Origin of the sequence: Bacillus sp. T17B1 (genome assembly GCF_026796395.1) — a bacterium.
Taxonomy (GTDB): domain Bacteria; phylum Bacillota; class Bacilli; order Bacillales; family Bacillaceae; genus Bacillus; species Bacillus spizizenii_A.
This window is the reverse complement of sequence record NZ_JALAYA010000010.1, coordinates 47,945-65,880: the sequence shown is the minus strand read 5'-3', so window position 1 is coordinate 65,880 and position 17,936 is coordinate 47,945. Positions and strand designations below refer to the sequence as shown.

Here is a 17,936-nt window from a genome sequence, read left to right as displayed (position 1 = left end):
TCTTAAGATTACCATATACGGAGGTGTAATATCAAACTTTTAATAATAACATGGTCGATTTTTTGTTGTCAATAGTTTTTTATGAAAAATCAGATCGAGCAAAAACAGTAGGAAATGGGTCGGATTCCCAATAAAAGAAAGGTCAATTGGTCCGTTATGTCCTGTAGCTTCGACAAATTAACGTAGATTGAAATGAGTTGTTAAATCTTCTTTAGGAGTTCATAACTTGGCACCAAATTCAAGTTGTGATCCTGAGGTTAGTCAACCAAGAACATGTACAAAATGGTAAGCATCACTTTGAGTGAAGTTTAGAAATAATTACTTTTATAAACATGGCGTTTGTCAATAGCTAAAGCCAAATTTTTTATAGGAGAAAAAAGCTGCAAAAGACCAGTGGGAAATGAATGCTACCCACTGGTTTGTACGTTACTTAGGTGATAATTTCTTTAGTCGTTTTGAAAATTTGAATGATTTAATCTCGCTAACAAATGTTGAGCCTAAAAGGAGTGTGCCACCTAGCAGTTGAACAATGGTCATTTGTTCTTGTAGGATCATTGCAGAAATTAATATAGCTACAAATGGATCGACATAGCTTAGCATAGCAATACTCTGTCCTTTTAATCTTTGCATACCCGAGAAGAATAACCAAAATCCTATACCAGTGTTTACAATGCCTAAAATGATGATAAAAGGAACGGATGAGTTAGATACCCCAAAGATACCGAATCCTTCTGAGAAAAAAACATATGGCAAGAGCAGTAATGCTGTTATTCCAAGTTGGATGATTGTAATCTCTAACCTGCCCATGCGGTGAATAAATTTATTGAGTAACATCAATGCAGCGTAACATGCAGCCGCGACTAACCCGAAAAAGATTCCAAGTAGATCCTCTGTTCCAGATGCACTTATGCCGTTTCCAACAATCAATAACATGCCTATGATCGCTACACCAATACAAACCAATTTTTTGATAGGTAATTGTTCCTTAAGGACCACCGGTGAGAGAATCATGACAAACACAGGTGCGAAGTAATACCCTAGTGTTGCATTAGTAAGTGTTGTATGATCGTACGCTTGATAAAGAAAAATCCAATTTCCTCCTAATGCAATGCCAGAAAGAAATAAGATGTAAGCATTAGCTTTTACCAATTTCCACGGAATGGCTTTCTTCATCATAAAAAACACGAACATTAAAAATAGACAGCCAATTGAACTGCTTAGTAAAGCTGTTTCACTCGAAGATAAATCAATGTATCTCACGACTAAACCCATTGTGCCAAAAATGATCATTGATAATATAAACTGTATCTTAGATTTCATTGTCTACTCCTTCGAATCTGCGAAACAGCTTATATTTCGCAGATTCTTAATCTGTTTTAAATATAAGCTTATTCATTGCTGATTCAACAGCTGGAGTAAACGGCGGTGGCGGTGATGTCGAAAATGGCTTCCAAGTGTTTAGGTTTGTATCTGAGAGTAGCATGTTAATCCCCCAATTTATTGTATTTTTAGAAGTAAGATATTACGAAGAAGTGGTTCTAAATAGATTATACATGAAACCTTTTCTTGAAAGATACGAATGTTTCATAGAATAAGAAGTAGAAGCTGTGACTAAGTGATATCGGGTTGAGGATGAGATAGAGCAGAGTTTTCTTTAAAGCGTCGTATGTTTATATGAAACAGATAGACTTATCAATATAAATTAATGAATATAATTAACAGGCTTCTGTATTTGACAATAAGCTTCAACTTTTATTGAGGCCTAGTGGGTAATAGCCTCTTGAGGTTTAAGTCATCTCAGCCGCATCAATGATACCAAGGGTTGAAGACCTTTGGTATTTTTTATGATTATTTTTGCATTGTTACTGCCCGCTTAGAGGGAAGAGACCCCATCCGTAAAGGACCTTCAATTCTTTCGAATACAGCCCACGTTCAGGCAGGAACTTCCGGCTGCGAGAAGTTATCTGGATTCTGTTTCGTTGTGGCTTCCATTTATTTGACCTCCTTTAACAAGACAGGAGGGAAATATTATCTGCCGGATATTTCGTGCACAGTTATGCGGGATCACACATATGAAATAAAATAAGTACTTCACCTGTACAGGTTTTTTAAACATCTACAAGACCTGTGAAATGATTCAGTGGTTTGTTTTGACATTCTTTTAGCTCCTATTGATCTAGCAGTGCTGCAAGTTATAATTGTAAATTCCATTAAATTGTTATAATGTTAGATAAAGGTTTCAGTGGAGGCTAACGTAAAAGAATTGATATTGCTTGAATAATGAAAGTAAGCGAAAAATACTTCATTCACTAGAAGCTCAGTGAAGAATAGAATTGCACTCATACTCTGCAGTAAATCACATAAAATGGGTTATGGAAATTGAAAAAAAGCAGGATGCCCGTTTTTAGTACATTTAAAAAGGAGTTATCACGTTGTTAAAAAGGTTTTCTTTGATTTTTCTAACATTAATTATGTCTATCATTGTTTTACTAGTAGCTGGTAAAGATTCACCTGGAGAACATGTCATTTCATTTGATGAGCCTATTATTTTAATGATATCAGTTGGGATTGTTATATTTTTATTTATCCCTCCTTTAGCCATGTCCTTTTTTGGAAACTTGGTTGTAAGAATAGTGTCAGGAGTATATCAATGTTTTATCGTTTTAACTTTTATGGGGCTTATTCCAATTGGATTTCTTATTCCCAATGGCTTTTTGACAATTCTTGTTTCTGTTGCAGGAACTTTAGTTAGCATAGCTAGTGTTGTAGGAACCTTGTTAATTGGCAGGCATAAAGAAGGTAAAATCATACAATAGTTACTGCCACAGTGACAATGAAATCATAAAACTAGGTTAGAAGGCTTTATCCCTAATTTCGAGGAAAGAGGTCTTCTTTTTTGTAGGTTTTGATGTTGTGGACATAGATATAGCCCTTGATGCTGATGCTTGCTTTTGGGTGAGACACTCGGAAAGCAAAGTATCGGGGGCATAACATTTATTATAAAACAGGAGATGTATTTCGACGAGAAAAATGTCAACAGCCCACAAATTTCCCTTTTACCTAAAGAAAGTCCACTAATCAGTCAGCAGTTCCTTTGGGAAAAAGTGTCCATAAAAACCAATTGTCGTTTTTATTGAAGCTCGTCTAAGCCTTTCTTTTGTTATTGCATATTCTTCACCTTAATCGTAATCTATTGAGTAAATAATATAGGAATAAAACAAATAGCGTGATGTCAAAAATAAAATTGACAAGGCAGGGATAAGGGATGGCGAACGAGAAAAATCAAGAGTGTTATTAAAAAATGGAGAGGGAATGTACGACCAAGCCTATGAACCTGTTTTTAGTATCCAGCTAAAAGAAAAAGCAAACTGCTCGGAAAGAAGGAGTTTCTGATGACAAATAACAAAACGAATCCTAAGGTTGATGAATTTGTAAGTAAAGTGAAAAAGTGGAAGGGTGAATATGAGAAGTTGAGAGCTATCGTTCTTGACTGTGAGCTGACCGAAGAATTGAAGTGGAAGCATCCTTGTTACACGCATAATAATAAGAACATCGTTTTAATACATGGATTTAAAGAATATTGTGCGCTTCTGTTTCATAAAGGCACCTTGTTACAGGATACCCACGGGATTCTCATTCAACAAACGGAGAATGTACAGGCGGCACGCCAGATACGTTTCACCAATGTTCAAGAAATTGATGAAATGGAAACGATTTTGAAAGCCTATATTCATGAAGCCATTGAAGTTGAAAAAGCCGGGTTGGAAGTGGATTTAAAAAAGAAGACAGAATATAAAATTCCTGAAGAACTTCAAAATAAATTCGATGAAATTTCTGCCTTGAAAACAGCTTTTGAAGCATTGACTCCAGGGCGGCAAAGAGCATACATTCTTCACTTTTCTCAAGCCAAACAATCCAAAACCCGAGAGGCGAGGGTTGAAAAATATGTGCAAAAAATTCTCGATGGAAAGGGATTAAAGGATTAGTAATTTTCCTTTCGAACTACTCAAAATGCTTCGTATTCCTAAAAACAAAAAAGATTTGAACGAAGCAAAAATGAGTGTGTGTATTGAAAAAATGATACGCTGAGATGTCGAGCAATGTGTAAAAAGAGCCTTAATTAAAAGTTAATCAAGGCCCAATATCAATAAATGAAGTTATATGCGTTATCCGCTGTTTACTGATTAATGAATCATCATAATGTCAATGAGTCGCTTGATTTTTTCATTGTCGCCTGGATCAACGTATACCTTTTTTGCATTTTTAATGATATTCTCAGTCACTTCCTGCATGACGCCTTGATCTAAATCATCGGCGGAATCCCAACGTAAAGGGACATTGTATACATGAATCGTGCCATCTCCATTTCCATGATAAGTGACTGATCCATCCACTAATCGAGAACCTGCTAACTGGATCACATCTTCTGGATAGCTGGCACTTGTGTCATCATTAGGATTGATCAGTTCGCCAGCTGAAATGTGTCGAACATTCAATTCATCTATCTCTTGATTTGGTCCAAGCTGCAGCCAAACCCGGGCATATTCGATTTTCTCAGAAGAATACGCTGACAATACATTGTCTTCTTCGCCTTTCTCCTCGTTTCTAACTTCTTCTGAAGAGATTTCGCTTGATTCATCCATTGCGGATTCTTCTGATGCTGTTGTTGGCTCTGATTGATCTTTGCCTATTTTGTTGCTGTCTTCGGTCTTATTATGATTTTCTTCAGATTGTACAGCAGAATCAGTTTCCGAAGATTGTTTTGATTCTTCGTTCTTACTGCCCGTACATCCAGCAAGCAATAAGGCGATCAGCAGCAAGGCAGCAAGGCAGTAAAATATCTTTCCGAGTTTCCTCATTCTTTCATTCCTCTCCATCAACTAGCTTTCAGCTTCATATAAAAGTCATTCATCTAAATATTACCATGTAATAGTGATGATCTTTTGAAATTTGTTAAAAAAAGAACCGTTTTTGGATCAATCTTGTCCATGTTACGGAGGCATCGCAGGAAGTGGCAGCAACTCTATTAGAATAACCAACCTTAATTCGTTTTTGTTCCTTGATGAAAGAGTTGCCATATTTCATCAAGGAACTACCATATAGAGCTGTGCAATGTTTGTTGTTTTCTTGTTTCATCAATAATTTGACATGTAGCTAGTGCAACATTAGGAGTCAGTGTATGAACTTCAAAGTTTTGGTACGAGTGGGATAGGATATAAAAAAAGAGACCAAGCATTGCTTGATCACTAAGTAAAATGATTTTTTATTTCTCTCACTAGCTTTTTCAGGCAGAAACGCCAAGCTGACGGAGAATGTCATGCTCCCCCACATGTGGTCTATATGTTACCGTCAGAAATACGCAACATCATAAGAGAAAACGTAACGGATTTCCCCGTTGCAGGTCCGGCAAATGGAATTCCTGTATGTTTACCTTCAAATATAAAATAGACAGCTACAAGGTTCACCTTCAGCAATCATCGCTTGAATCAACTTTTTAAAAATCCGGGAAAGCATCAAAGTTTTTTTCAGAATCTAATAAACCTTCTACATCTGGAAACGGTGTATCTAATTGCGGGTCGAATACAAAGTCTTTAATAGGGCATCGCACTGTTCTTGTTCAACGGACATTATGCCCCCTGTCCTTAAATAAACATTTAAAATGAATATGATTCGCCATCATCAGGCACTAAGACATGAGAGGGGATTCCTTTTTCATTAATAAACAATTTTAATTCTTCTCTTGATAATCCCCAATGGTTTACAGCTTCCATGTGGCTTACGATGATTTTTGCGTTTGGAGCAGCCTTATACGTTTCATAGATATCTTCTTTACCCATGACGAGAGAACCGCCTTCATAGAATTGATTATCGCCGCCGTTCACTACAATGATGTCCGGCTGATGTGTTTCAATCTCTTCTTGAACCGCATCATACCAGACTGTATCTCCGGCGATATATAACGTTTTCTCACTTTCGTGTTTGAACACAACACCGCATACAAGCCCTGTAAGTTTTAATATTTCTCCTCTTCCGTGTTCGCCTTTGGTTTTGATTAATTGAATGCCTTCAAAGACTGTGTCTTTTGTTAACACTTCGACATTTTTGAAACCGGCATTTCGTATTTCTTTAGCATCTTCTCCATTTTGTGAGAACAGCTTGATATCTTTTGGCAATAAGTCTTTAGCTGCCTTATCCCAATGATCATCATGTAAATGAGTGACAATGACAGCATCAATATGATGAATAATATTGTCGGCAGAAGTCGGCAAATCAACCAAAGGATTGTTTTGATCCTGCCTTGGCGCATTTGGGAATGGAGGATAAGCACCTTTCTCAGCTAACATTGGATCTATTAAAAACGTTTTGCCTGCATATTTGATAACAAGTGTCGCATTACGAATTTGTTGAATGTTCATGTATAGTACTCCTTTTCTTTAATATGCGTATAGTTTACATGTAGCCGCTGAATAAATACATGGAACAAACCAAGTCTTTTTGTCGATTGACTTGATTTTTGAAAATATGTATTTTATCTTGTATAAATTGTCACTAAGGTAGAATAGGGGTACATTAAAAAAAGCGGATTGAAAAGTCATGTGCTGGATTGCGCCTTTATAGAAAGATGATGAAACAGGATGATTTTTTTAATTGGATATTGAAGGGATTTGATTTCATGTTGGATCACACAGACATGCAAATACTAGAAGAGTTATCTAAAAATAGCCGTATTACGATGAAGGAACTAGGCGAGAAAGTTCATTTAACAGGGCAAGCAGCTGCCTTAAGGGTTGCCAAATTAGAAGATAACGGGGTAATTGAGGGATACACAATCAAAGTGAACCAAGTGAAATTAGGGTGTTATATACATGCTTTGCTTAATATCTATACTAAAAGCACCCATCATCAGCCATATCTGTCATTTATCAAAACACAAGACAAATATGTCATCAATAATTATAAAATTAGCGGGGATGGCTGTTATCTTCTTGAATGCAAATTTCCGTCTAATGAAATATTAGATCAATTTTTAGTGGAATTAAACAAGCATGTCAATTATAAATTATCGATTGTGATTAACAAATAAAAGACCCTTTTCACTTTTATAAGGGCTAAGCGGGGATAACCTGTGGGGATCAAGTCCTCTCATGAGTGATACCAAGGGTTGCTGGCCCTTGGTATTTTTATGCCTTCATGTATTTTTGAAGTTTACTCTAAAGGTTTGCCTTACTTTGCAAATCGCCGAGCAGCAGCCACGCACACGATAACAGCGATATTCACTGCAACGAGTGTCCAGCCCACCTTCTCGTGCAGAAGCACTGACGCAAGCAACAGTCCAAAGAAGGGCTGGAGAAGCTGCAGCTGCCCAACCGCCGCAATTCCGCCTTGGGCAAGACCTCGATACCAGAACACGAAGCCGATCAGCATGCTGAATAAGGATACATAGGCAAGCAGACTGAGCAGCGCAGGAACGCCAATGCCTGACCATGAGTCCGGTGTAAAAAAGAACGACAAAGGCAGCATAAGAGGTAGCGATAGAACAAGAGCCCAAGAGATTACCTGCCAATTCCCCAGACGCCGTGAAAGCCTAGCCCCTTCTGCATAACCAAGACCGCATACGACGATAGAAGCCAGCATGTATGCGTCGCCGATCGGGGATGATCCTCCTCCTTGGATCAGAGCGAATCCTGCTACTAGTAAGCTGCCAGCCGCTGAGAATATCCAGAAGACTGGGCGGGGGCGTTCGCCTCCGCGCAGGACGCCGAAGATCGCCGTCGCAAGAGGTAGTAGCCCAACGAAGACAATGGCATGTGCAGATGTGACATACTGAAGCGCTAAGGCTGTCAGCAACGGGAAACCGATCACCACGCCGAATGCTACCACCAGTAGTGAAATGATGTCTCTTTTGGCAGGATGTTGCTGCCGGAAGATGAGAAGGAGACCTCCAGCCAATATACCAGCGATCGCAGCACGGCATACGGTGAGGAACAACGGGTCGAAGTCCGACACAGCTAAACGGGTTGCAGGCAGCGAGCCACTGAAAATAAGTACGCCTATAAAACCATTTATCCAGCCATTTGTAGTTTTGTTCATTGCAATCACCCCAAATATTTGTCTTTTTAATGATCTGGATTTTCTTAACAAAACCAGTATCTAAGGATTACAATGACTATAAACTGGAATTGGCCTTTTATAAACAGCCAGTTTTCATAAAAAAATGCATACCAGTTAGGAGAACAACGTGCAAATGGATGTCACGCCTTTTTTGAATAGAAATCTGGATATTCCGCTTTATCAGCAGCTTTACCGCTATTTCAAAGAAAACATGCATCAGGGGCGTATTCAAAAAGGAATGAAGCTCCCTTCAAAAAGACTCCTGGCGAGTCAGCTTTCCATCAGTCAAACGACTGTAGAACGTGCCTATGAACAACTGGCTGCTGAAGGCTATATCGTGAGCAAGCCAAGAAGCGGTTGGTTTGCTGATTATCATGATTCTGATTTTGCCTATCGTAAAATACCAAGCGCACCAAGTAAAGAAAAAGCACAAGAGCTTACACAATGGATTGATTTTCATTATGGAAATGTAGATTCTTCTTACTTCCCTTTTTCCGCATGGAGAAGAAGCATGGTTAATAGTTTAGACCAATATGGCCACGAGCTTTATCGGCCGGGACATGTTTTAGGAGAGTTTGAGCTGAGAACGCTCATTACAGAGTACCTGTATCAATCACGCGGTGTTCATTGTGCCCCTGAACAAGTCATCATAGCTGCCGGGAACCCTATTCTCCTGCAAATCCTGTGCCAGGTTTTTGAGCCGAATATTTTGATAGGATATGAGGACCCAGGTTATCCAAGAGCACGCAGGATTTTTGAAGCCAATCGTATGAATATTCTTCCTATACCAGTCGATGATGAAGGAATCTGTATACAGAAGATTAAAGAACAGCAGCCACACCTTGTATATGTCACGCCTTCTCACCAATTTACGCTGGGAACCATTATGACGATTAACAGAAGAATTGAACTGCTCAAATGGGCGGCTGAAAATCAATCATTCATCATAGAGGACGATTATGACGGGGAATTTAGATACACAGGACAGCCGGTCCCATCCTTGCAAGGGCTTGACCAGCATCATCGTGTCATTTATATGGGCACTTTTTCTAAGTCTCTTCTTCCCTCGCTGCGTATCAGCTATATGGTTCTTCCTTCGCCTCTTATAAAAAAAGGCCATGAGATCACGTCCTTATATAAGCAAACGGTGTCCTGCCACAGTCAGCTCACGCTAGCCGACTTTATAAAAAATGGAGAGTGGCAAAAACACATCAACAGGATGAGAAAGCTTTACCGTAAAAAAAGAGCCATCTTACTAGAAACAGTGCAAAAAGAATTGGGGGAGTATGTCAGAATTCGCGGAGAAAACTCTGGACTTCGCATCTTACTTGACGTTTATTTGCCATTTAGTGAAAAAGATTTAATTGAGAAGGCAAAGGAATATGGAGTGAAAATTTATCCTGTATCTCTTTCCTACAAAGACCATCCTCCTACAAAAACGGTCTCACTTGGATTTGCGGGGGTTTCTGAATTCAACATACGAGAAGGCATCAAAAAACTGAGAGTTGCTTGGGAGATATAAGGAGCTTTCAGCTACTTTATTCAGGAGGAACGTTAATGGCCCTCTTTTTATGTATTGATTAGAAATCTTTTCACATCGAATTATTTTGTTACAATAACTATAAAAATAAAATAATACTGCTTCAAGTAGCGTAGAATTTAATGAACACGGTTCTCGCGGAACTGAGATTGGCTGGCATGCGTGGGGTTTAAAAGCTTATACTACAGTTGGTAGCAACCGTGGTATGCTTTTGATGTAATAATAAAAAAGGGCAACAAATGAATGTTACCCTTTAGGAAAACGGAATCACGTAAGAAAAGATTAACGGGGGTTAATAACCACCTGTGTTTCAGCAGATGTGCTGCCCAACTCTAGCCCTTTTGTAACAGCAGCTGTAATAGTATAAGAGCCTGCCCGCGGAAGTGTCTTGCGAACCATGACTAGTTTGAATTCAGTAGCTGATAACAGGTCAAGCGTAAGTGGTAGTCTAATTTTTTTCCCGTTATTTAATATTTGAGTTTCTTTAAGTGTTCTTCCGTTAATGGAATCTCTTGTATTCGCATGGAAGCCCTCAGGAAGAATAAATTCTACAGTACCAAGTGAGAGAAGAGCATTTGGTTTATATGTCACTTCAATATCCGAAGTTGTCCATTCGGTGCTGCTGTCAATCGTTTTTGCTTCGATAGATGCGTGCAAATTCGTTTGATAATCTGTGTTAGATGAAGCCTCTACATGTCCTCCTGTTTCTAATGACACTTGCGCATTGGCTTGTCCAGGAAACAAGACTGAAACTAGGACTGCTGAACTGATGAATAAAGAAGAAATTAATGAAGTTCTTTTTAACATGACATTTTTCCCCCTCAAGATCACTGTTGAAATTAGTCAGAGCGTCCTCTGCAGAAAAAGAGTAGTTTGTCATAATTCGCGAATTACCTTATCTTTTTCTTAAAATTAATCTAGCATTATTTTCTATGGAAGTAAATTATTTTTTTGGAATTTTATAATTTTTATTTCTCTGGTAATGCGTATGAAATTCGAAAGGTGCAAAATGCCTGTTTTTGAAGAAGAAATACCTCTTTAGAAAGCATAAAATAAGATAATAGCCTTGTTTATTAGTTGGGTATAAAGATTCAGCGCGAGGTGATATCTGATATCAATTAGAGTGTCTTTTAGTGAAATTTTACTTTACGTAGGGAAAATATACCAAATAAATTAACTTAGCTGAATATTTTCTACTGTATTATTACGGAAATTAAATAAAAACACAGATAATAAAATTAGAAAGAATGGGGCATTTGAAGGGTCAATATTGACTGCCCTTCATAATTAGGATTCGGATAAACCATAATATACAATATTGTAAGCATGTGCTGATGCATTTCAGAAAGATATCAGAGAAATTCCACAATTAGTGAAAAGGTATCCGTGTTGAATCCTTCAGATAAAAAATAAATGTATGGTATATTTAAAATAAGATTATATATTTGAAACGAGGTATCGCATGAATACAACAAAAAGACAAAAGCAATTCAAAATAAAAATGATATTCCAAATCATTATGGTTATCATTGGTGGGATTATAGCGGCATATGGATTAGAAACAGTCTTAATCCCAAACAGTGTCTCTGATGGAGGGGTGACAGGTCTAAGCATTGTTGGATCACAACTATTCAATCTACCGCTGGGAATTTTAATTGCTGTTATTAACATTCCATTTGTCTGGTTAGGGTATAAACAAATTGGGAAAGGCTTTGCACTATTATCTATTATCGGAATCATATCACTCGCCGCGGGGACAAGTGTTTTCCACCACACAGCAGCTATCATTGAGGGAGATACCTTGTTAATTACCGTTGTCGGCGGGATTATCCTAGGATTCGGAATGGGGTTGGCGCTGCGAAATGGCGGCGCGTTAGATGGAATTGATATGCTGGCTGTGCTGTTATCCCGAAAACTGCCATTCGGAACAAGCGATCTCATTCTATTCTTAAATCTTTTTGTGTTTATTTTTGTTTCCGTAGTATTTGGCTTACAAGGGGCATTACTTTCGGTTATCGCTTACTACATTGCATCAAAAGTCATTCATGTCGTTGAGGAAGGCTTAAGCGGCTCTAAAATGTTCCAAATTATTACAACTCAGCCTGAATTGATGGTAGAGACCATACGTGATCAATTAGGCCGAAGCGCCACATACAAAGAAGCTTACGGGGGTTTTTCCCACGAGAAATTTAAAGAAATTACATGTGTCATCAACCGCTTAGAAGAAACCAAACTAAAGGAAATTATTAATGATATTGATAAAACAGCGTTTGTTACCGTTTATGACGTAGCTGAAGTGAAGGGCAGCAATTTTAGAAGAGTCAATCATCATTAAAAAAATGATCTTTTTAACGATAGCTCTCGGAAGATTAGACATGACACCAGTCATGTTCTCTACGGACAATCCTTATTTTCAATAAGTGAGTTGGCAAAGCTGTTCCAAGCATATGCCAAAATAGTAGGCATTGCATTTCCGCCTTCCTTTGCTGAATATTGCACTAATGGAATTAGTGACCAAGGCAATAGTGAAAATCCTGTTCTTATCGGACAGGATTCTTTTCATTTTGTAAACTGCCTGGTTTATATAATAGAGGAATAAATGAAAGCGGCTATATGCCGTAATGGCTAAGGGATATACAAAGTGAAGATTTCATCTTTAATTCGACATAAACAATTGTTTATATAAATAAAAACTTATATAATGGCAGAGTAATCTAAGGAATTGAATTGCTGATCTTTATGATTTCAATATATTGATTTGAAGGAGGGGGTCATTTGATTAATGGTTCAAAAATAGGCGTTGCAGCGATGACCCATTGTTTAAAAACACTTAGTGATCCAACAAGGCTTGTGATGATGAAATTATTTCTTGAAAAAGAGTATTGTGTCTGTCAATTGGTTGATATGTTTGAAATGAGTCAGCCTGCCATAAGCCAGCATTTGCGAAAATTAAAGAATGCGGGATTTCTAAATGAGGATAGAAGAGGGCAATGGCGGTATTATTCAATAAATAGTTCATGTCCTGAGTTTGATACATTGCAATTTCTTTTACTTCAAATCGATCAGGATGACGAATTGTTAAAGCACATCAAACAGAAGGAAACACAATCGTCTTGCCAGTAAGGAGGTATTAGATTGACTTCAGTCATTTTGGCGGTATTGATATTTTTAGTAACTTTGGTCTTGGTCATATGGCAGCCGAGAAATTTGTCTATAGGGTGGTCAGCCTGTGGAGGCGCTGTTTTAGCTCTAATAGCCGGAGTTGTCAATTTTCATGATGTCTTAACTGTGACAGGGATTGTTTGGAATGCGACATTGGCATTTGTGGCCATCATTATTATATCGTTAATCCTCGATAATATCGGTTTCTTTGAATGGGCAGCGCTTCATATGGCGAAGGCTGCAAAAGGAAACGGTGTGCGGATGTTCGTTTATGTATCTATATTAGGAGCTATTGTCGCTGCATTTTTTGCAAATGACGGTGCAGCACTTATATTGACACCGATTGTATTAGCGATGGTCAGAGCATTACATTTCAATGAAAAATTAGTTTTTCCTTTTATCATTGCCAGCGGGTTTATTGCAGATACGACTTCGCTTCCATTAGTCGTGAGCAATTTGGTCAACATCGTTTCAGCAGATTATTTTCATATTACGTTTATTGATTATGCATCCAGAATGATTGTCCCGAACTTGTTCTCGTTACTGGCGAGTATCATTGTACTTTACCTTTTCTTTAGAAAAAGCATACCAAAACGTTATGATTTGACAGAGGTTAAAAAACCTGTTGAAGCCATAAAAGATCAAAACATGTTCAAACTATCATGGTATATCTTAGGCCTGCTGTTAGTGGGATACTTTGCAAGTGAATTTTTCTCTATTCCTGTATCAGTTGTAGCGGGTATCATTGCCATCTTTTTCTTAATTGCAGCACAAAAGAGCCCAGCCGTTCAGACAAAGAAAGTATTGAAAGGAGCACCATGGGCTATCGTGTTCTTTTCCATTGGCATGTACGTTGTCGTGTATGGTGTCCGCAATGCTGGATTGACAGATGTCCTTTCAGATGTGATTCAAGCCGTCGCTGACCAAGGGGTGTTCGCAGGTACAATTGGAATGGGCTTTATCGCGGCGATTCTTTCGTCCATTATGAATAATATGCCAACTGTCATGATTGATGCACTGGCTATTGCCGGCACAGATACACATGGGGTGATGAGAGAAGCGCTCATATATGCAAATGTCATCGGTTCAGATTTAGGACCTAAAATCACGCCAATTGGTTCCTTGGCGACACTATTATGGCTCCATGTCCTTTCACAAAAAGGTGTGAAGATTTCCTGGGGCACGTACTTTAAAACAGGAATCATTCTGACAATCCCAACATTATTGATTACACTTGTCGGCTTGTATCTATGGCTGATGATCATCCATTCATGTTTCTAAAAGGAGAAGATAAATATGTCAAAGAAAACAATCTATTTTTTATGCACTGGAAATTCTTGCCGCAGTCAAATGGCTGAAGGGTGGGGAAAAGAATACCTTGGTGACAAGTGGAACGTGTACAGCGCAGGAATCGAGGCTCATGGATTAAACCCTAATGCTGTCAAAGCAATGAAAGAAGTGGGTATTGATATTTCCAATCAAACTTCAGATATCATTGATCCGGACATTTTAAACAATGCTGATTTAGTTGTTACTCTCTGTGGTGATGCAGCTGACAAATGCCCAATGACGCCGCCGCATGTAAAACGCGAGCATTGGGGATTTGATGATCCGGCAAAAGCACAAGGAACAGACGAAGAAAAATGGGCATTCTTCCAAAGAGTCCGTGATGAAATTGGAGAACGCTTAAAACAGTTTGCTGAAACAGGGGAATAAAAAGTAGATATACTCAGCTTTTCCTTTGGTTTATATAAATGTGTTGTTCAACAGGTGTCTGCGGGCTAAGCGCAGGCACCTGTTTTTTTGGTTTAACTTGTCTGTGAAACGTGAGCTGTCCGCTTAAAAGGAAAGCTATTTGGCTTGTGACAGAGGAAATTGATGTTGGTAACAGAACCTTAAAGGAGACGCTGTTTGAAGGGAGTTGTCAGTTTGCAGGAGACCAAGGGAATCGAGCTTTTAATAATTTCATTGCAGGATATTATGAAGAACAAGCGAAATCAACAATACGGTTTACCCTGTTTTCTTCTAACGATATATGGGATAGGGTCATGAAAACAATAATGAGAAAGAAGGAGTAAGATTCGTTAAAATCTTACTCCTTCTCATTATCTTGAAGTTGCTTGATTCCCCATTGCAATAGAGATGCGATTCCAACTGTTTATCTGATTGATGATGAGAACTAGGTCAACATATTGTTTTTCATCATAATGTTCCCGCACTCGATGATATAGCTCATCAGGAACCCTTTTAGATGGAATGAGCGTGATGTGTTCAGATAGTTCGAGCGCTGCTTTCTCTTCAGGTGAATAAAAATCACATTCATTCCAAGCAGGTAAGCAGTAAATTCGCTGTTCCGTTTCCCCCATTTTGCGGGCATCAGAAGTATGCATATCTAAGCAGAAAGCACACCCGTTTATTTGAGAAACTCTGATTTTAATTAGCTCCCTCGTCAATCGGTTAATTGAAGATTGTTTCGTGTATTTCTCCATATCCATCATCATCTTCATACCTTCAGGTGCAACATCATAGTAGGACACTCTTTGACTCATAAGGCAAGACTCCTTTCCTTAAGATACATAAATTGTATCCCGGCATTGATTATTTTACCAATGTACAGTTTGTATGGCGTCTATTTCACGATCTTTTGGCAAGAAGCTGCTTTGAAAAAAAGTAAGGATAGCCAACAATGATGAGAGGAGCTGCTAATGCAAGGAGTATCCATGAACCTGAGTGACTGTCTCTAATGACCCCAATGAATATACAAGTACCAATTAGAAAATATAAAAAAACACCTATAAACCAATACATATTCATTCCTCTTTTTCTTTACACGTTCTATTTGATTGAACATTTTTGTTTCTATGCTCGTCTGTTTCTTCGTTCACATTGCTTAATCGATCAAGGCACTGATTTCTTAACACTTTCTCAGTTCGAATTCCTTTTCTTTTTAATGATAAAATGGTGAGATCAATCGATTTCAATGATGATCATTCCTTCAATGAATAGTGAGTTCCTCATTATTTTAAATGTAAAGTTGGAAAGATAAAACGTACATAAAGGCAGAATGCTTATGTACCTTTGGGCAATGCTCGTATGTTGGGAACATCTAATGGTTCACAGCACCTTGGTATTGTTGTGTTCCATCTCTTCCTATAAAATGATTGGATAAATGTATGTTGCACGTTCAATGAAATGGGTTCTATTTTCATTAGTCTCTGTTCGGTTAAACTGGTAAAGGAAGTGGATAAGGTTTGCAGATAAAGAATTCTATCAAAGAAAAATACTACCCACATGATAGGCGGGCATTAAATATGCTTGCCCTCAGAGTTCCAGGACTTGCATTTATTCTCATGATCTACATAGCCTCTATCGTGCTGCAATTTGTTTCTGGGAGCTGGTCCATTTTATTGCTTCATGTGTTTACAATATTAATCGCAATTTTTGTGTTACTGCATTGGCACTCATATCGGTGGGTGAAGAAGAGGGTGATTCTGTATTTCGTCGTACAAGGTTTTATCACTTTTACACTTGCTAATCTCATGACTGGCTTCTTAGTGCTGATCATCATTGGCCTTTATGCATTTTTGATTGGACAGATTATAGGAATGGCAGACAGAAGAAAGACTTTCCTCATCCTTTATTTATTGCTTCTGCTGTCAATCAATGTGCCAAATCAGATTCACAAAGGTGAATACTTGCATTTTCTTGTCATTGCCGTACCTATTATGATCGTGATTATTACTTATGCCGCTACATTTTTTTCCCAAGTTGATGAAAAGATAAAAGCGCAGCTGACTCTTGAAAGACTGGAGCTGGCTCATCAGCAGGTAGAACAGCTGACGCTGCAAAACGAGAGACAGCGTATGGCCCGGGACTTACACGATACGCTTGCTCAAGGGCTAGTCAGTTTAAATATGCAGCTGGATGCGATTCATGTTCATCTCGCCAACGGCAATATAGAGAGAGCAAAAGAAATCATTCAACAATCAATAAAAAGAGTGAGAGGTACATTAGCGGATGCGCGTTCAGCGATTGACGATCTACGCAGCAAATCAGAAGAAATCGGTTTTTTAAAAGAAAGAATTACTTCACTATTGGATCATTTTCAAGAGTCGACAGGCATGGGTGTGTTTTTAGACTACAGATTACATCAGGTGTTAGACGTTCGTACAGCTGAAAACTGTTATTACATCATTGGAGAATGCATAACGAATGCAGCTAAGCATGCTGAAGCAGAAACGGTCTCGGTATCTATCTGGGATGATGATAAGAGAAGGCTCTATTTAACTGTGAAGGACAATGGGAAAGGATTTGATGTTGAAAAGGGCAAGAAAAAGAGAGGACATTATGGGCTTCTCGGTATAGAAGAACGCGTCAGAGCAATGAAAGGCCAATTCAATATAAAGAGTGTAAAATCTAAAGGAACACAAACTGAGATCACTGTACCAATTCAAGGAGAGATGAAAGATGAATAAGGTTTTAATCGTTGATGACCACCTTGTCGTGAGGGAAGGTCTGAAGCTTTTAATTGAAACGAATGATCACTACACCATCATAGGAGAGGCGGAAAATGGCAAAGCAGCAGTCCGCCTAGCAAATGAATTAAAACCGGATATTATTCTCATGGATTTGTATATGCCAGAGATGAGCGGATTAGAAGCCATTAAACTAATAAAAGAAAAACATGACATCCCCATCATTATTTTGACTACGTATAATGAAGATCACTTAATGATCGAAGGAATTGAATTAGGGGCGAAAGGATATCTATTGAAGGATACGAGTTCAAAAACCCTTTTTCATACAATGGATGCAGCAATAAGAGGAAACGTGCTATTGCAGCCAGATATCTTAAAACGTCTGCAAGAAATCCGATTGGAGCAGATGAAGAAGCAGGGCAGTAATACGCAGCTGACAGAAAAGGAAGTCATTGTTCTAAAAGCAATTGCTAAAGGTTTTAAAAGCAAAGCGATCGCCTATGATTTGGGCGTCTCTGAGAGAACAGTAAAGTCCAGGTTAACGTCCATTTACAATAAATTAGGCGCAAATTCAAGAACTGAAGCCGTGACGATTGCCATGCAAAGAGGTATTCTGACATTAGACAAATAACATCAAATTTGAA

At 38.4% G+C, this 17,936-nt stretch carries 18 protein-coding genes and 1 pseudogene; 11 read left to right on the top strand and 8 right to left on the bottom strand.

Annotated features, from left to right (window positions below; all coding sequences use genetic code 11):
* Nucleotides 1-426: 426 nt before the first annotated feature.
* The gene (locus MOF34_RS06775) at nt 427-1,320 is read right to left on the bottom strand and encodes a DMT family transporter (RefSeq protein WP_268399335.1); all 894 of its coding nucleotides are present in this window, start codon (nt 1,318-1,320) and stop codon (nt 427-429) included.
* A gap of 1,112 nt (nt 1,321-2,432) precedes the next feature.
* On the opposite strand from MOF34_RS06775, the gene MOF34_RS06770 reads away from it, so the two are divergent.
* Together MOF34_RS06770 and MOF34_RS06765 are read left to right on the top strand one after the other, a co-directional pair.
* The gene (locus tag MOF34_RS06770) at nt 2,433-2,816 is read left to right on the top strand and encodes a hypothetical protein (RefSeq protein ID WP_268399334.1); all 384 of its coding nucleotides are present in this window, start codon (nt 2,433-2,435) and stop codon (nt 2,814-2,816) included.
* A 576-nt stretch (nt 2,817-3,392) separates the two neighbouring features.
* A complete protein-coding gene (locus MOF34_RS06765) occupies nt 3,393-3,986 on the top strand; it encodes a YdeI/OmpD-associated family protein (RefSeq protein WP_268399332.1) in 594 nt (197 codons plus the stop codon).
* A 198-nt stretch (nt 3,987-4,184) separates the two neighbouring features.
* Here MOF34_RS06765 and MOF34_RS06760 read toward each other — a convergent pair whose 3' ends face one another.
* Both MOF34_RS06760 and MOF34_RS06755 read right to left on the bottom strand, forming a co-directional pair.
* Nucleotides 4,185-4,859, bottom strand: coding sequence for a hypothetical protein (locus tag MOF34_RS06760; RefSeq protein ID WP_268399329.1), 675 nt, complete (start codon nt 4,857-4,859; stop codon nt 4,185-4,187).
* A 795-nt stretch (nt 4,860-5,654) separates the two neighbouring features.
* On the bottom strand, nt 5,655-6,416 hold the full coding sequence (locus MOF34_RS06755; protein ID WP_268399327.1) for an MBL fold metallo-hydrolase: 762 nt from the start codon (nt 6,414-6,416) through the stop codon (nt 5,655-5,657).
* Nucleotides 6,417-6,673: 257 nt separating this feature from the next.
* Here MOF34_RS06755 and MOF34_RS06750 point away from each other — a divergent pair, with 257 nt between their 5' ends.
* Nucleotides 6,674-7,084 (top strand): Lrp/AsnC family transcriptional regulator, encoded by a 411-nt coding sequence (locus MOF34_RS06750; protein ID WP_268399325.1) that lies wholly within the window; start codon nt 6,674-6,676, stop codon nt 7,082-7,084.
* Between the two features lie 140 nt (nt 7,085-7,224).
* Here the strand turns inward: MOF34_RS06750 and MOF34_RS06745 are convergent, their stop codons facing one another.
* Nucleotides 7,225-8,091: a DMT family transporter gene (locus MOF34_RS06745; protein ID WP_268399322.1), complete on the bottom strand. Its 867-nt coding sequence runs from the start codon at nt 8,089-8,091 to the stop codon at nt 7,225-7,227.
* A gap of 154 nt (nt 8,092-8,245) precedes the next feature.
* On the opposite strand from MOF34_RS06745, the gene MOF34_RS06740 reads away from it, so the two are divergent.
* Nucleotides 8,246-9,634: a PLP-dependent aminotransferase family protein gene (locus MOF34_RS06740; protein ID WP_268399377.1), complete on the top strand. Its 1,389-nt coding sequence runs from the start codon at nt 8,246-8,248 to the stop codon at nt 9,632-9,634.
* Between the two features lie 300 nt (nt 9,635-9,934).
* Here the strand turns inward: MOF34_RS06740 and bslB are convergent, their stop codons facing one another.
* Entirely contained in the window at nt 9,935-10,459 is a 525-nt protein-coding gene (gene bslB / locus MOF34_RS06735) for a biofilm surface layer hydrophobin BslB (protein WP_019713414.1), read from the bottom strand.
* Nucleotides 10,460-11,114: 655 nt separating this feature from the next.
* Here bslB and MOF34_RS06730 point away from each other — a divergent pair.
* From MOF34_RS06730 to MOF34_RS06710, 5 genes and pseudogenes are all read left to right on the top strand, one after another.
* On the top strand, nt 11,115-11,987 hold the full coding sequence (locus MOF34_RS06730; protein ID WP_268399319.1) for a YitT family protein: 873 nt from the start codon (nt 11,115-11,117) through the stop codon (nt 11,985-11,987).
* A gap of 473 nt (nt 11,988-12,460) precedes the next feature.
* Entirely contained in the window at nt 12,461-12,775 is a 315-nt protein-coding gene (locus tag MOF34_RS06725; RefSeq protein ID WP_032728046.1) for an ArsR/SmtB family transcription factor, read from the top strand.
* 12 nt (nt 12,776-12,787) lie between these two features.
* Nucleotides 12,788-14,095 (top strand): arsenic transporter, encoded by a 1,308-nt coding sequence (locus MOF34_RS06720; protein WP_268399316.1) that lies wholly within the window; start codon nt 12,788-12,790, stop codon nt 14,093-14,095.
* A 15-nt stretch (nt 14,096-14,110) separates the two neighbouring features.
* Nucleotides 14,111-14,530, top strand: coding sequence for an arsenate reductase (thioredoxin) (arsC, locus tag MOF34_RS06715; RefSeq protein ID WP_019713418.1), 420 nt, complete (start codon nt 14,111-14,113; stop codon nt 14,528-14,530).
* A 215-nt stretch (nt 14,531-14,745) separates the two neighbouring features.
* Nucleotides 14,746-14,880: pseudogene (locus tag MOF34_RS06710) on the top strand (GNAT family N-acetyltransferase); the annotation flags it as partial.
* 39 nt (nt 14,881-14,919) lie between these two features.
* Here the strand turns inward: MOF34_RS06710 and MOF34_RS06705 are convergent.
* The 3 genes from MOF34_RS06705 to MOF34_RS06695 all read right to left on the bottom strand — a co-directional run bounded on the left by MOF34_RS06705 (nt 14,920) and on the right by MOF34_RS06695 (nt 15,795).
* Nucleotides 14,920-15,363, bottom strand: a complete 444-nt coding sequence (locus MOF34_RS06705; protein ID WP_268358381.1) for a carboxymuconolactone decarboxylase family protein — start codon at nt 15,361-15,363, stop codon at nt 14,920-14,922.
* A gap of 85 nt (nt 15,364-15,448) precedes the next feature.
* The gene (locus tag MOF34_RS06700; RefSeq protein ID WP_080010242.1) at nt 15,449-15,628 is read right to left on the bottom strand and encodes a hypothetical protein; all 180 of its coding nucleotides are present in this window, start codon (nt 15,626-15,628) and stop codon (nt 15,449-15,451) included.
* Complete coding sequence (locus MOF34_RS06695) at nt 15,625-15,795, bottom strand: hypothetical protein (protein WP_268399313.1); 171 nt, start codon at nt 15,793-15,795, stop codon at nt 15,625-15,627. Before MOF34_RS06695 ends, MOF34_RS06700 begins: the two co-directional genes overlap by 4 nt.
* Nucleotides 15,796-16,125: 330 nt before the next feature.
* On the opposite strand from MOF34_RS06695, the gene MOF34_RS06690 reads away from it, so the two are divergent.
* Complete coding sequence (locus tag MOF34_RS06690) at nt 16,126-17,289, top strand: sensor histidine kinase (RefSeq protein WP_419901024.1); 1,164 nt, start codon at nt 16,126-16,128, stop codon at nt 17,287-17,289.
* Nucleotides 17,282-17,923, top strand: a complete 642-nt coding sequence (locus tag MOF34_RS06685) for a response regulator transcription factor (RefSeq protein WP_268399310.1) — start codon at nt 17,282-17,284, stop codon at nt 17,921-17,923. The genes MOF34_RS06690 and MOF34_RS06685 overlap by 8 nt, the downstream gene beginning before the upstream one ends.
* The last annotated feature ends 13 nt before the right edge of the window (nt 17,924-17,936 follow it).